Raw genomic sequence first — 14,276 nt, 5'->3', positions numbered from 1 at the left:
TCGCCCCTGACTCCCTGGTCCTGAACCGCAAGCTGCCGCTGTGGTACCAGATCTCGCAGTCGCTGCGGGCGTCGATACTGGGCCGCCGCCCGGACGCCCCGCTGCGGCTGCCCACGGAGGACGATCTGGCCGCGCACTACGGCGTGAGCGTGCTGACCATGCGCCAGGCGCTCAAGGAGCTGGAGGACGAGGGACTGATCACCCGGCACCGCCGGCGCGGCACCTTCATCGAGCCGACGGCGCTGCGCGGCGCCCCGGTGAAGCTGCTCGGCTCGGTGGACGCGATCGTGGCCCAGCAGTCCGGCGGCCGTACGGCGGTGCTGGGCCACGGGACCGAGGCGCTTCCCCCCGAGGCCGCCGAGCACTTCCCCGACCTCACCGAGGCCATGGCCTACCGGCGGCTGCGCTGCGAGGAGTCGGGCGAGCCCACCAACTGGGCGGAGAACTTCGTCCGTCCGGAGCTGGCCGCCGGGATCGACCTCGCCGACCTGGAGCGCTGGCCGATGACGAAGGTACTGCGCGATGTGCTGGGGGTGCGGATAAGCCGGATCACCGACACCGTGGAGGCCCGGCTGGCCGACCCGGAGACGGCCCGGCTGCTCCAGGTGCCGCTGCTCAGCCCGATACTGCACTACACCGGGGTGACCTACGACGACTCCGGCCGGGCGGTGGACGTGGTGCGCATCCACTACCGGGGGGACCGCTTCTCCTTCACGGTGACGATGGAGGCGCCCTGAGGGCCGTCAGTAGCATGCGTGCGGTGAGCGATGACGCGCCCCTGCCGCACGATCTGATGCCGTGGCCCGTGCGCCCGCCGCGCATCGGCCGCGGCTGGCCGACGGCCCCGGAACCAGCCGGCCTGCCTGCCTGCGGGCGCGCTGGGCGCTGCTCACCACGGCCCCGGACACCGCCGCGCGCACGGCGCTGCTGCGCCCGGCCGCCTGGACCCGGACCACCACAACGGAGCTGCTGGAACTGATCAGCGTGTTGACGCTGCTGTCGCCGCTGCGTGAAGAGACCGACGACTTCGCCGCGCGGTCGGCCGCCCACGACGACGCCACGGGCCCGGGCGCGGCCGAGCTGCGGGCAGCCGGAATCCTGCCGGTGACCGCGGCCAGGCGCGGTCCGGCTTCCGTACTCGACCATCACGAGGAAGGTCCCGATGGTCAGTTCGCGCTGCTGTGAACGTGTCCGAGCCGTGCGGGCCGCTGGGGAGACGGCCGCGCGACGGGCGCACACCGAGACGCCGCGAGGGGAGCGGCGCTGAGCCGGGACGGTGTGGCCGTCGTACGTTCCGGGTGGTGAGCCGGGCCCTCGCGGGACCGGCTACCGCACCCGGGCAGCGGGTGGGTGCTTGACGGTACGGGTCAGTGGCGGTTGCCGAACAGCGACCTCCGCAGAGCACGCAGCGGCGCGAAGAGCGACACGCGGGCACCCCGATTGGCCTTGGTGTGCGCGGTGTTGCGCGAGGTCAGCTCCCGCATCAGCACGGTGGCCTCCTCGGTCTCGTGCTGCGGCGCGGCGGGGCCGGCCAGTATCGCGAGGTGCCGGTCCAGACGCGCACTGGTGGCGCCCGTACCGCAGTTGATGGCAGGCACTCTCGGCCTGCTGTGCATCGCTATCTGTTCCATTTCTCTCCCCACCCTGACGAGGGCGCCCGGCTCGGGCAGGGTAACCCTATCTCTCCGCCACGTCACGTGCGCATCCCCCGCTCACGTCCGTCGCCGGATTCACCTGCCGCCCAAGGGGGTTGACGTTCGGCGGGCCCGTGCGGCGTGAGCGGGGGGCGCCGGGCGTCAGACGGCGGCGCTGAACGCGGGCAGATAACCTCCCGACTGCCCTGCGGCCGTGGGGTGGTAGGACTCGTCAACCGGGATGGTCAGGCTGTTCAGCCAGACGGAGCCCGAGCACAGCTCGTGTCCGGTGAAATTGCCGCGGACGTCGGCGAAGCTGAAGCCGTGGTCGGCGGCCCGCTTGGCGATGACCCCGTCGAGGTCGTCGGACGCGGCGTTGATGGCGCTGCGCGAGGTGTCGCTCAATCCGATCCAGCAGTCACCGGGGACCTTGTAGAAGTGCGGGTATCCGACCACGACCACATGGGCGTTGGGGCCCTTGGCGTGAATCGCGTTGTACGCGGTGTCGAGCAGCCCCGGCAGGCTGTTGTCGACAAAGGTCCTGGCCTGGGCGACCCGGTTGAGGCAGGTGCTCTGCGAGTAGAGCACGCAGGTGGTCATGACATCGGAGAAACCGGCGTCATTGCCGCCGATGCTGATGCTGATCAGACTGGTGGACGTGTTGACCGGCCCGAGCTGGCCGCTGATGACGTCTCCGGTCTTGGCGCCCGAACACGCGGTGAAGGCGAACGACGAGGGGGCGTGGGCCGCGGCCCACAGCGAGGGATAGGCCTTGGTGCTTCGCTTGCAGTCCCCACTGGCGCTGTCGTAACTCCCCGAGCCGACCCCGGAGGAGTACGAATCGCCGAGTGCCACGTAGTTGGAGCCCGCGGAGTGTGCGGACCCGGCTCCGACGAAGGCGAGGACGGATGTGAGGATCAGCGCGGATGCGGCTGATGCAAAGCGGGACATTCTCATGAAACCTCCCTTAGCAGGTTCGCTGCCACATCCGTTGTACCGGTCGGTAACGACCGGCGGGAAGTGTCATGCGCATGAATATTGATGGGCCGTCAACAATGCGATTTCGAAAGCCTGTTGGGCTCAACAGATACATATCCGCACAGAGACGATGTAAATCAACCGAACCGGTGGATTCACCAAGCGCGCCCAGGGGTACGCCCGTACGGAAAAGCACTGTGCGAATCGGCCCGGGTGCCGGATCATGGGCCGTATGTCCGCCACACCCCGTGCACCGAGGAGGCCAGTGCCGCCGCCCACTTCCCCCGCCCGCGGCTCCGCAGGCAAGAGCGGCACGGCGGCCGATCCGTACCACGCGCTGCCCATTCATCTGCGCCTCGACGACAGCGACTCACCGTCCGACGTCGTCGACGCGCTCTTCCTCGGCCGGTTCACCTCCGGCGACCAGCCGTTCGCCCGCGGCGCCTCGCTGGAGAACGTCAAGTCCGGGCTGACCCTGCTCCCCCCGGACGCCGCCGTGCTGCGCCAGGCCCGGGACAAGGACCGCAGCGCCACCCTCGCCGAGGGCGACGGCTGGACGATCCTGATCTCCCGCTGGAGCCGCGGCGCCGACGTGACCGTGGCCGCCGTCACCGACGAACTCGCCGAGCAGGTGCTGAAGTCCTCGGTCGATGACGCCGAGGACGAGCCGGAGCCGCAGCCCGACAACGTCACCATGGGTTTCTGGTACGTCTCGCCGCGCCGCGGACCGCACCGCACCACCCGGCAGATCTCGGCCGCCACCTGGGAGGAACTGCGAGGCAACTACACCTCGCCGGTCGCCGACGCGATGGACGGCCTGATGAAGCTCACCGCGGACGACATCACCGGCCGTCTGCTGCTGCTCCACGGGCCGCCCGGCACCGGCAAGACCTCGGCGCTGCGCACCCTGGCCCGCTCCTGGCGCGACTGGTGCCAGGTCGACTGCGTCCTGGACCCCGAGCGGCTCTTCAACGACGTCGGCTATCTGATGGACATCGCCATCGGCGAGGACGACGGCACCGCGGGCGGCCGCTGGCGGCTGCTTCTGCTGGAGGACTGCGACGAGCTGATCCGCGGCCAGGCCAAGCACCAGACGGGACAGGCGCTGTCCCGTCTGCTCAACCTCACGGACGGACTGCTCGGCCAGGGACGCAATGTGCTGGTCGGCATCACCACCAACGAGGATCTGGAACGTCTCCACCCGGCGGTCGTCCGGCCCGGACGCTGTCTGGCCCGGATCGAGGTCGGCCCCCTCAGCCGGGACGAGGCGGTCCACTGGCTCGGCACCCCCGAGGGCATCGGCCGCGACGGGGCCACCCTCGCCGAGCTGTACGCCCTGCGCCGCGGTACGTCGACCACGCTCCCCTCCGCGCCCCAGGCCGCGGACGGCCTCTATCTCTGATATCTCCGATATCCCTGAGTCTTCCGCCGCGTCGGGCACCTCCGACAGGGGTGCCCGGCGGGGAGCGCCCGGGATCCGGCCCGAGGGCTACTCCCCGTACGCGGCGCGCAGCGCTTCCTCCACCGCGGCGCGCGCGTCGTCCCGGTCCAGGCCGAGGCGGCGGGTCCGCTCCACATAGGCGCTCGCCGCGGCGGCCACCTCCCGGGCGCGGGCGTCACCCGCGGCGATGTACGTACCGTGCCGGCCGCGCGTCTCGATCACACCGTCGGTCTCCAGGGCGCGATACGCCTTGGCGACCGTGTTCACCGCGAGCCCCAGCTGCTCGGCCAGCCCCCGCACGGTGGGCAGCTTGTAGTTGACCGGGAGGCGGCCCTCGCGTGCCTCCTCCGCGATCTGCCGACGCAACTGCTCGTACGGGGCCGTGGCCGCGTCCGGGTCGATGACGATCTTCAGGCTCATGTCCGGAATCCTGGCACAGCGACCGGTGCCAGCGGCACCGCACGGTCCGGGCCCGCCGGGTCGTAGGCGATGGAGTCGCCGCTCTCGTGCAGGTGGAGCAGAAAGCGCCGCCCGGCCCGGTAGGCGTCAACGCCCGCCCTGCAATAGGCGACCATGTCGTCGGGCAGGGCGTCCAGCCGGTGCCAGCCCAGCTCCGAGCACTTGTCGGGCTCCCGGTTGACCGGCTCCGCCGAGCCGGGGAGGTGGCGGGCGGCGAAGAACCAGCCGATCCTGGCCCCGCCGTCCGGAGCGCGGTGCTGCATCACCAGCACGGCTTCGACGTCCTCCGGGGCGAGTTCGACGCCGATCTCCTCACGGGCCTCGCGGATCATGGCGCTTCTGACGTCCTCGCCGTCCTCCAGATGCCCGGACGGCACATTGAGCAGACCGTCCGCGTATCCGGTGCCGTCGCGGCGGGCGAGCAGGACCTCCTCGCCGCGCAGCAGGAGCAGATGGACGTCGACGATCTCCGCGTGCCGCCTGCGCGCGGGGGCGGCGTCCCAGGACCGGCGGTCGTCCGTCTCGTCACGCGGGGAGGACCCGTCGTGCGCGGAGGACTCGTGGTACGCGGAAGGCTCTTCGCTCGGGGAAAGCTCGTCGTGGGCAGAAGACCCGCTGTGCGCGGAGGGCTCGTTGTGCATGGAAAAAGCCTGCCATCCGCCTCTGACAGTCGGGGGCCGCCCGGTCACCGGACCGGACGGCCCCGGCCGCCGGCGGCACCGCCGCCGGCCCGTGGGGATCGGCGCCGTGGGCTAACTGAACGCCGACAGGCAGGTGGTCGGGGTGGCGTGCGCCGGGTCGAGGGCGTTGGCCGCCTCGTGGAACGCGATGCGGTCGGTCAGACCGATGGCGACGTGTTCCGAGACGTCGACCGCGCACAGCTTCTGGAGCAGCACGTTGTGCACGTCGGGACCGGACAGCGCCTGGGTCGTGTACGGCGTGACGACCTCGTCGTAGACGGTCGAGATCACCGTGTAGTGCACACCGGGCACGGTGTCGCCGCCCGCGTTGAGTGTGCGCTGGAAGCTCGATCCGGCGACCTGGTCGGCCAGTCCGGGAAGGCTGCCCCGGAGGAAGCCGGAGGCGCCCGGGAAGTACGGGAGCAGCGCGGTCAGTCCGTCCAGCGTCGTGCCGTGGTTGTCGGGGGCCAGTGCGATCATGGCGTTCACCTTGGCCGCGCCGCCGAGGAACTTCAGGTAGTAGCGCGGCATCATGCCGCCCTGCGAGTGGCCGACGATGTCGACCTTGGCGGCGTGGGTGGCGGTGAGCACCCGGTCGGTGAAGTCGGAGAGCTGCTGGGCGGAGTCCGCTATCGGTCCGAGGCCGCCGATGAGCGTCTCGCCGGGCAGCATGCCGTAGTCGAAGGAGAAGACGCAGTAGCCGCGGGCCACCAGATAGGGGGCGAGGACCAGCCAGTTGTCGGTGCCGTTGGCGAAGGTGCCGTGCACGAGGACGACCGGGCGGGGGTGTTGGGCCGAGGGGTGGCAGGAGAAGTCGTTCCAGCCACTGGAGGGTGCCGCTTGGGCGGAAGCGGATGCGGCGGCGGTGGGGGCCACCGCCATCGCGGCGGCCAGCGAGAACGCGGCCAGGAGCCGTCGCCAGGGCAGCTTCATGTGATCTCCTCGCAGGGGGAAGGTGGAGACGCGCCTGTGCCCTGTGATCCGGATCACTATTGCCGGGCTCATGACAAGTTACGCACGAGTAGCCAAGGGCGGCTAGTTACGCGCGGGTAAAAAAACCGCGGCCCGCACACGCGGACACCAGGTCGGGCCGCGCGAACTCCGGTCGGGCGCGCGGACGTCGGCTCAGGCCGCGCGGACGTCGGACCGGACCGCGCGGACGTCGAGTCAGGCCGCGCGGACGTGAGGTCAGGCCGCGTCGGACAGGGTGGCGGGACGCACCGCGTGGGGGCCGAACCTGGCGCGGGCCCGGTCGGCGACGGCCTCGATCCGGCGGGCCCGGTCGTCGCCGGGGTCGAAGGCGAGCTGCCGGGAGGCGAGTTCGGCGGCGATCAGCCCCTCCGCCCGCAGCGAGACCGCGCGGACCCGGGCCCGTTGCAGCCCGAGCGACGCGTACAGCCGGTACGCGAGCGCGGTCAACGCCGGGCTGTGGCCGGTCGGTTCGCCGAGGGTACGGGTCCGGACCGTCGTGGAGCGGTCGGCGTAGTGGACGCTCAGGGTGAGGGCGCCGGCCGTCTGCCGGCCGGCGCGCAGCCGGGCGCCGAGTTCCTCGGTGAGGGCGAGCAGGGCGCGGCGGTGCAGGACCGGGTCGAGTTCGTCGCGGCCGAAGCGGTGCTCCGCGGCGAGGGCGCGGGCCGGGGCGTTGGGGGTGACCGGGACGGGGTCGATCCCCCTGGCCTGGTCGTGGAGCCGGTGCCCCGCGCTCGCGCCGACGATCCGCTGCAAGGTGCCCAGCGGGGTGGCGGCGATCCGGCCGACGGTGTCGAGGCCGTACGTGGACAGGGTCTTCGCGGTGGCGGGGCCGACACCGTGCAGCGCGGCGGACGGCAGCGGGCCGAGGAAGTCGGCGACGGCCGGCGGATCGCCGGGGACGACCCTGACCGTGCCGGGCGGCGCGTCCCGGGCGGCCAGCCGGGCGAGCAGCGGGTTGACGGCCACCCCGATCGCGCAGTCGGCGCCGTGCAGGGCCAGGGCGCGCACCCGCAGCAGCAGGGCGAGCCCGGCGGCGTCCTGGCCGAAGTAGCGCAGGCTGCCGCGTACGTCGGCCAGCGCCGCGTCGGGCGGCAGCGCCTGGACGACCGGGGTGAACCCGGCGAGCAGCGCGAGCAGTTGTTCATAGGCGTCCGCCCCGGGGACGGCGCCGGAGGGAAGACGGAAGCGCACATGGAGTACGTGCGGGGCGTACGGGGGCCGGCCGGTCATCCCGCGCTCCCGGGGCTGGAGTGCCACAGCTTGCGGCCGGTGGCGGCGCCCTCGCCGGCGGGCCGCAGATCGGCCCAGGGGTGGAGTTCATAACCGGTGGGCAGCTGGATCCGGCGGCCGTTCGCGGCGGAGGGCCCGGCGACAGGGGGCCCGCCGGCCGGCTCGGCGGCCGGGAACTCGACGGCAGGCGGCTCGGCGAGCCGTTCGGCGACGGCCTCCAGGCCGCCGGTCCTGCGGAGTTCGACGAGTTCGGCGAGGTTCCAGGCCGCGGCGCCGACCACGCTGAGGCTCTGCGGGCCGCGCCGCTGCACCACACCGCGGATCAGCAGCAGAAAGGAGTGGAAGACCGTATGGGCGCAGGCTTCGTGGCTGGTGTCGAAGAAGGCGCAGTCCACCAGGCCGGTGCCGTCGTCGAGGGTGGTGAAGATGACCCGGCGGCCGGAGCGGATCGGCGGGGTCTGGGTGGCGCCCTTGGCCCCGGCGACCAGCACGGTCCGGCCGTGCCGCACCCCGCGCAGTGCCTTGGCGGAGACGGCTCCCAGCTCGGCGAGGAAGGAGTGGTGGTCGCGCATCAGATGGCGGGAGGCGTCCATGCCGAGGACACCGAGTTCGGCGCCGAGCCGTTCGCCGGCGTCCATGTCGGGCAGGCCGGCCGGGGCGGCGCGGCCGTCGCCCCGCGGGTCCAGCGGGAGCTGGCCCTCGTGCGCGCCCCTGGCCCGCCCCTGGCGGTGGAGTTCGGCGATCCGCAGCAGCAGGTCACGGCGGTTGTCGCCGAAGGAGTCCAGCGCGCCGACCTGGGCGAGCCGTTCGGCGACCGGGCGGCCGGGGCGGGCCCGCAGCCACAGATCCTGCAACGAGGAGTAGGGCCGGCCCGCCACCAGCCGGCCGGTCTCGGCCTCGCTGATGCCGTGCACATCCATCAGCCCGAGCCGCAGCCCCCATTTACCGGACACCAGTTCGATTCGATAATCCGTGTCGGAGTGGTTCACATCCAGCGGCAGCACCGGCACCCCGCGCCGCCGGGCGTCGGCGAGCAGCAGCCGCTTGGGGTACATGCCCGGGTCGTGGGTGAGCAGCCCGGCGTAGAAGGCCGCCGGACGGTGGGCCTTGAGCCAGGCCGACTGGTAGGTGGGCACCGCGAAGGCGACGGCGTGCGCCTTGCAGAAGCCGTAGCTGCCGAAGGCGGCCAGGATCTCCCAGGTGCGGCGGATCACCTCGGGCGAGTGGCCGCGGGTACGGGCCCCGGCGCCGTACCAGGCCATCACCTGCCCCTGGCGGTCCGGGTCGGACAGCGCGCGGCGCCGCTCGTCGGCCTCGGCCCGGGTGCAGCCGGTCATGACCCGCAGGATCTCGATGACCTGTTCGTGGAAGACCACCACCCCGTGGGTCTCGCGCAGCACCGGGTCCAGATCGGGGTGCGGTGACTTCATGGGCGCGCGGCCGTGCCGGGCCTCGATGAAGGGGCGGACCATGTCGGCGGCCACCGGGCCCGGCCGGAAAAGCGATATGTCGACCACCAGGTCGTGGAAAGTGGCGGGTTGCAGCCGGCCCACCAGGTCGCGCTGGCCGGGGGACTCGATCTGGAAGCAGCCGAGGGTCTCGGCGGAGCGGATCATCTCGTAGGTCGCCGGGTCGCCGGGCGGGACCCGGGCCGGGTCGTCCAGGTCGATCCGCTCGCCGGTGGCGCGTTCGATCTCGCCGACCGCGTAGGCCATCGCGGACTGCATCCGGACGCCCAGGACATCGAGCTTGAGCAGCTTGAGGTCCTCCACGTCCTCCTTGTCGAACTGCGACATGGGGAAGCCCTCGCCGCTGGTCGGCATGACGGGGGTGCGGTCCAGCAGGGTGGCGTCGGAGAGCAGCACCCCGCACGGGTGCATGGCGACACCGCGCGGCAGGCCGTCCAGCGCCTCGACGAGTTCCCAGAGCCGGCCGTGGTCCTCGGCGGAGACGGCGCGCAGCTCGGGGAGTTCGGCGAGTGCGGTACGGGCGTCCTTGGCCCGGATGTGCGGAAAGGCCTTGGCCAGCCGGTCGACGACCACCGGGTCCATGCCGAGCGCGGCGCCCACGTCCCGGACGGCGTGCCGGACCCGGTAGGTCTCGGGCATGGCCACCGTGGCGACCCGCTCGGCCCCGAAGCGGCCGAAGATCGCCCGGTAGACATCGATCCGGCGGGCCGACTCCACATCGATGTCGATGTCCGGCAGTTCGCGGCGGCGGTCGGACAGAAAGCGCTCCATCAGCAGACCGTGCTCGACGGGGTCGGCGATGGCGATGTCCAGCAGATGGTTGACCAGCGAGCCGGCGCCCGATCCGCGCGCGGCCACCCGGACACCCATCGCCCGTACGTCGTCGACGACCTGCCCGACAGTGAGGAAGTAGGGCGCGAAGCGCAGCCGCCGGATGACGCCCAGCTCCTCCTCCAGCCGCCGCCAGTACGCGGGCCTGCGGTCGTAGCCCTTGCGGATCAGGCCGGCGGTGCAGCGCGAGTGCAGTACGCGGTCGGCGGTACGGGCGCTGCCGCCGAGAAGTTCGGGTTCGGGGAAGTGCGGGCGGCCGATGCCCAGGTCGTCCCGGGGGTCCACCTCGCAGCTCGCGGCGGTCTCCTCGGTCGCCCGCAGCAGCCGGTACGCGCCGGCCCGCCCCTCCCCCGCCGCCTCGGCGATCCGCTCGGCGATCCTGGCCATGTCGGCGGCGCCCTTGAGCCAGCGCTCGCCGCTGTCCAGCCGTTCGGGCCTGCGGGTGTCGATGGGGATCAGCCGGCGGGCCGCGTCGAGGACGTCCGCGACCTCGCCGCGGTCCGGGTCGGGGTAGCGCACGGCGTTGCTGAGCACCGCGGTCACCCCCTGCTCGGCGGCGAAGCCGACGGTACGGGCGGCCAGCCGCAGCGAGCCCGGCCCGGTGCCCCGCCTGTGATGGCAGACGGCCTCCAGCCGCAGGGCGTCGCCGTAGACCTCCCGCCAGGGCGCGATCAGCCGGGCGGCGCGGTCCGGGCGGCCCGCCGCCAGGGCGCGGCCGACCTCGGAGTCCGGCCCGAGCAGTGTGTACAGCCCGCCGTCGGTCAGGTCGTCCCAGTCCAGCCGGGGGCGGGAGCCGCCGGGCGAGGACCGTACGGGAGGCGCCGTGCCGGGGTCGGCGCCGGGGTCGACGGGCCTCGCCGCGCGGTGGGCGGCCGAGATCATCCGGCACAGGGCGGCCCAGCCGGTCCGGTTCCGGGCGAGGAAGACGGCGCGGGGCGCGCTCTCGTCGAGGAAGGCCCCGCCGCGTACGGGGGTGCGCCGGCGCCCGTCGGCCGTCTTCGGGCCCGGGCCGTCCTGGTGGCCGGGCACCGCGAGCCCGGCCCCGAGGAGCGGCCGCACCCCCGCCCGTTCGCAGGCCTTGGCGAACCGCACGACGCCGGCCACCGTGTCCCGATCGGTCAGTGCCAGTGCGTCCATGCCCCGCTCCGCCGCCCGTTCCGCCAGTTGTTCCGTGTGCCCGGCCCCGTAGCGCAGCGAGAATCCGGACACGGCATGGAGGTGCGTGAACCCGCCGCCCATCCGTTCCTCCCACTGCTCACCCACCCCCGGTCCGACCGTCTCCCCCTTCGACTCCGCTTCCCACCATAGACCAGATTTCGAACGTCCGTACGATAACCGTATCGGGCCCGCCATGCGCGGGACCTGCGCGGATACGAGGGCGCGGGGCTCACCGGGCGCGGCGGAAGGCATACGTTCGGTGGTGGCCGGGCGCCGGGGCGGGACCGTACGGGGCGGCCGGGACGGCCGGGTGGCCGGGGACGGCCGGGGCGATCGATGGAGGGGCCATCCGGGTGAGCGGCGGAACAACCGCCGCGCGGGTCGCGTTGCCGGGGAGGCCCGCCCGTAACGCCGAACTTCCGGAGTGACCATGAGTCAGGAGCCCGCCCGCAGCCCGCTGCTCGATCTGCTGAAGGAGCACAGGACCGGGGTGCTCGTCACCCTGAAGAGGGACGGCAGACCGCAGCTGTCCAATGTGGCGTTCAGCTATGACGACGCGACCAGGACCATTCGCGTCTCGGCGACCGACGACCGGGCCAAGGCCCGCAATCTGCGCCGGGACGCGCGGGCCAGCTTCTATGTCACGACGCCCGACCTGGGGGCGTATCTGGTCGCCGAGGGCGACGCCGAGGTCTCCCCGGTGGCCGCCGACCCGCACGACGCCACCGTGGAGGAGCTGGTCGAGGTCTACCGGGCGATCGGCGGCGAGCACCCGAACTGGGACGAGTACCGGGCCGCGATGGTCGCCGACCGCCGCCTGGTCATCCGGCTGCGCGCCGACCGGGCGTACGGCTGGGGCCGCGAGGCGGGCGGCACGAGCGGCCCGCTGGACTGAGCCCGCCCACCGGGGGGCGCGGCCGGGACCTCGCCCACCAGGGGCCGCCGGCCCCCGGCCCCCTCACGGCCGGTCCTCGCCCTCCCCCGCCGCCCGGGTCAGCCGGCCGGCCACCGCCCGCAGATACGCGGTGAGTTCGGCCGGCTCCCTGACCTCGAAGTCCACCCCGAGCATCCCGAGGTACATCGCCAGCGCGTCCAGCGACTCGAAGCCGGTCCGCAGTTCGCACACCCCGTCGCCGAGCGCGGTGATCGTCCCGATGGACCAGGTGTACCGGCGAGGTGTTCCGGCGAGGTGTGCAGCAGCACCCGGGCCTGGAAGCGGTAGGCCCGGGAGGTGACACCCTTGGCGACGTACGAGGCCGCGTCCTCGGGCAGTTCGCGGGGCGTGAAGCGCGGACCGGTGGGCGCCTTGGGCTCGATCCGGTCGACGCGGAAGGTCCGCCAGTCGTCCCGGGCGGTGTCGAAGGCGAGCAGATACCAGCGCCGCCCGTGGTGGACCAGCCGGTACGGCTCCACCTCGCGGCGGCTGGCGGTGCCCCCGTGGTCGCGGTAGTCGAAGCGCAGCCGCTCGCGGTCCCGGCAGGCCGCGCCGATCACGGTCAGCGTCTCCTGTCCGACCGTCGGCCCGGAGACGCGCCGCTGCACGGTGACCGCCTGCATGGCCTGGACCCGGTGCCGCAGCCGGGACGGCAGGACCTGTTCCAGCTTGGCCAGCGCCCGTACCGAGGTCTCCTCGATGCCCTCGACGCTGCCGCCCGCGCCGAGCCGCAGACACAGCGCGACCGCGACCGCCTCCTCGTCGTCCAGCAGCAGCGGTGGCAGCGCGGCGCCCGCGCCGAGCCGGTAGCCGCCCGCCGTGCCCGGGGTGGCGTGCACCGGGTAGCCGAGCGCGCGCAGCCGTTCGACGTCCCGCCGTACCGTGCGGGCGGTGACGTCGAGCCGCTCGGCGAGGTCGGGTCCCGTCCAGTCACGGCGTGACTGGAGGAGCGAGAGCAGGCGCAGCAGCCGCGCCGACGTTTCCAGCATGCGGCCCAGTCTGGCAGCCGATGAGGACAGGTTCTGACCGCGATCCCGCCTGCCGTGACCGCGATCCCACCCGCCATGGCGACCATGACGACGGCCCCCGGGAAGGCGCGGCGCCGGACCGCCGCGCCCGTCACCACGCGGACCGGCGCCCCCCACCGCGCGAGCGGCGGGGGGCGCCGGAACACAAGGAGCGCGAGGAACCCGGGGGCGCCGCCGGAGACTTCTAGTACACGCTGACCCCGTACGCGCTCAGCGCCTCGGTCACCGGCTGGAAGTACGTCGTGCCGCCGGAGGAGCAGTTGCCGCTGCCGCCCGAGGTCAGGCCGATGGCCTTGGTGCCGTCGTAGAGGGAGCCTCCGCTGTCGCCCGGCTCGGCGCAGACGTTGGTCTTGATCAGCCCGTAGACGATCTCGCCGTTGCCGTAGTTGACGGTCGCGTTGAGCGCCTGGACGGTGCCGCTGTGGATGCCGGTGGTGGAGCCGCGGCGGGTGACGGACTCGCCGACAAAGGCGTTGGCGGCGCTGGTGATGTCCTGACTGCCGACGGTGCCGTCATGGGCGACGGAGCTGTCGTAGCGGACGATGCCGTAGTCGTCGTTGGGGAAGCTGCTGCCGACCGTCGGGCCTATGTAGCTGCCCGAACTGGTGTAGTAGGCCGGGTAGCCCTCGGTGCAGTGACCGGCGGTCAGGAAGTAGTACGTGCTGCCGCTGCGGACGTTGAAGCCGACCGAGCAGCGCCAGCTGTTGGTGAGGACCGCGTCGCCGCCGGAGAGCAGCTTGCTGAAGGTGCCCTGGACACGGGTGATGCGGACGGCGTCGCCGTAGCCCGCGGTGGACGCCTTGAGCCGCGCGAGCTGTGCGGCGGTGACCTGGCTGTCGACGTTGATCTCCAGCGTGTCGCTGCGCGGGTCGACCGACCAGGCGGTGCCGGCGATGTCCGCGCCCTTGGCGGCGTCCCCGGCCTTGGCGAGCTGGGCCGTGCTGTGGCCGACCAGGCGCGGGGTGGCGCCCGAGGCGCGTACGGCGTCGGCGGCGGCCGAGGTCGTGACGTTGACGACGGTGGTCCCGCGCGCGGAGTCGTAGTAGGTGCCCGCGGTGCTGTCGGCGCCGAGGTGTGCGGCGACGGCGGCCGCGGCGTCGGGGGTCGCCTTGGCCGTGGAGGCGGCGTTCGCGGAGGGGAGCGCGAACGCCGTCGCGGCCAGCAGACCGGTGGCGACCGCGAGGAGTCGGATACGACGGGTGGACTTCACTCGTTCCTCCTGTGGGGGGTGGGAGAGGGGTCCTGGTGGGTGCCGGTGGTGACCGGCGGATGGTCGGTGACGGGTCGGCGTACGGCCGGCGGCACGTCGGGGACGCGACGACGATCCGATACCGACTTGTCGATGTACCGTCAAGTGCGCACCGATGGACGAACGCAACACGCGCCCGACGAGTACACAGGAGTATTCAGATTTCACAGGCAACACACAAGAGGCAGTTCCGGACGCCGAGTTGCGGGCATG

General features: G+C 72.8%; 11 protein-coding genes and 2 pseudogenes. 4 read left to right on the top strand and 9 right to left on the bottom strand.

Features of this window, described 5'->3' with window-relative positions; translation table 11 throughout:
* Nucleotides 1-14: 14 nt before the first annotated feature.
* Nucleotides 15-737 carry a GntR family transcriptional regulator gene (locus OHA30_RS29165; RefSeq protein ID WP_328918043.1) on the top strand — a complete coding sequence of 241 codons (723 nt, stop codon included), beginning with the start codon at nt 15-17 and terminating at the stop codon, nt 735-737.
* 61 nt (nt 738-798) lie between these two features.
* Nucleotides 799-1,185: a hypothetical protein gene (locus OHA30_RS29160; protein WP_328916851.1), complete on the top strand. Its 387-nt coding sequence runs from the start codon at nt 799-801 to the stop codon at nt 1,183-1,185.
* Between the two features lie 182 nt (nt 1,186-1,367).
* Here the strand turns inward: OHA30_RS29160 and OHA30_RS29155 are convergent, their stop codons facing one another.
* Nucleotides 1,368-1,631 (bottom strand): hypothetical protein, encoded by a 264-nt coding sequence (locus OHA30_RS29155; protein ID WP_328916850.1) that lies wholly within the window; start codon nt 1,629-1,631, stop codon nt 1,368-1,370.
* A gap of 165 nt (nt 1,632-1,796) precedes the next feature.
* Nucleotides 1,797-2,591 carry an SGNH/GDSL hydrolase family protein gene (locus tag OHA30_RS29150; RefSeq protein ID WP_328916849.1) on the bottom strand — a complete coding sequence of 265 codons (795 nt, stop codon included), beginning with the start codon at nt 2,589-2,591 and terminating at the stop codon, nt 1,797-1,799.
* 253 nt (nt 2,592-2,844) lie between these two features.
* Between OHA30_RS29150 and OHA30_RS29145 the strand changes: the two genes are divergently transcribed.
* A complete protein-coding gene (locus OHA30_RS29145) occupies nt 2,845-4,014 on the top strand; it encodes a DUF5925 domain-containing protein (RefSeq protein WP_405785077.1) in 1,170 nt (389 codons plus the stop codon).
* An 87-nt stretch (nt 4,015-4,101) separates the two neighbouring features.
* On the opposite strand, the gene OHA30_RS29140 is transcribed toward OHA30_RS29145, so the two are convergent.
* From OHA30_RS29140 to OHA30_RS29120, 5 genes and pseudogenes are all read right to left on the bottom strand, one after another.
* Nucleotides 4,102-4,473 carry a GntR family transcriptional regulator gene (locus OHA30_RS29140; protein WP_328916847.1) on the bottom strand — a complete coding sequence of 124 codons (372 nt, stop codon included), beginning with the start codon at nt 4,471-4,473 and terminating at the stop codon, nt 4,102-4,104.
* Nucleotides 4,470-5,078 (bottom strand): annotated as a pseudogene (locus tag OHA30_RS29135) (NUDIX hydrolase); the annotation flags it as partial. The gene OHA30_RS29140 and the pseudogene OHA30_RS29135, both read right to left, overlap by 4 nt.
* Before the next feature lie 186 nt (nt 5,079-5,264).
* The gene (locus OHA30_RS29130) at nt 5,265-6,125 is read right to left on the bottom strand and encodes an esterase/lipase family protein (protein ID WP_328916846.1); all 861 of its coding nucleotides are present in this window, start codon (nt 6,123-6,125) and stop codon (nt 5,265-5,267) included.
* A gap of 255 nt (nt 6,126-6,380) precedes the next feature.
* Nucleotides 6,381-7,394, bottom strand: coding sequence for a DNA polymerase Y family protein (locus OHA30_RS29125; protein WP_328916845.1), 1,014 nt, complete (start codon nt 7,392-7,394; stop codon nt 6,381-6,383).
* Entirely contained in the window at nt 7,391-10,933 is a 3,543-nt protein-coding gene (locus tag OHA30_RS29120) for a DNA polymerase III subunit alpha (protein WP_328918042.1), read from the bottom strand. The genes OHA30_RS29125 and OHA30_RS29120 overlap by 4 nt, the downstream gene beginning before the upstream one ends.
* A 349-nt stretch (nt 10,934-11,282) precedes the next feature.
* Between OHA30_RS29120 and OHA30_RS29115 the strand changes: the two genes are divergently transcribed.
* The gene (locus OHA30_RS29115; RefSeq protein WP_328916844.1) at nt 11,283-11,747 is read left to right on the top strand and encodes a PPOX class F420-dependent oxidoreductase; all 465 of its coding nucleotides are present in this window, start codon (nt 11,283-11,285) and stop codon (nt 11,745-11,747) included.
* A 63-nt stretch (nt 11,748-11,810) separates the two neighbouring features.
* Here OHA30_RS29115 and OHA30_RS29110 read toward each other — a convergent pair.
* Both OHA30_RS29110 and OHA30_RS29105 read right to left on the bottom strand, forming a co-directional pair.
* Nucleotides 11,811-12,775: pseudogene (locus tag OHA30_RS29110) on the bottom strand (helix-turn-helix transcriptional regulator).
* Nucleotides 12,776-12,998: 223 nt separating this feature from the next.
* Entirely contained in the window at nt 12,999-14,024 is a 1,026-nt protein-coding gene (locus OHA30_RS29105; protein ID WP_328916843.1) for a S1 family peptidase, read from the bottom strand.
* Nucleotides 14,025-14,276 lie beyond the last annotated feature (252 nt).

This window comes from Streptomyces sp. NBC_00223, assembly GCF_036199905.1.
Taxonomy (GTDB): domain Bacteria; phylum Actinomycetota; class Actinomycetes; order Streptomycetales; family Streptomycetaceae; genus Actinacidiphila.
The sequence above is the reverse complement of the archived record's forward strand: the minus strand, read 5'-3'. Positions and strand labels throughout refer to the sequence as shown.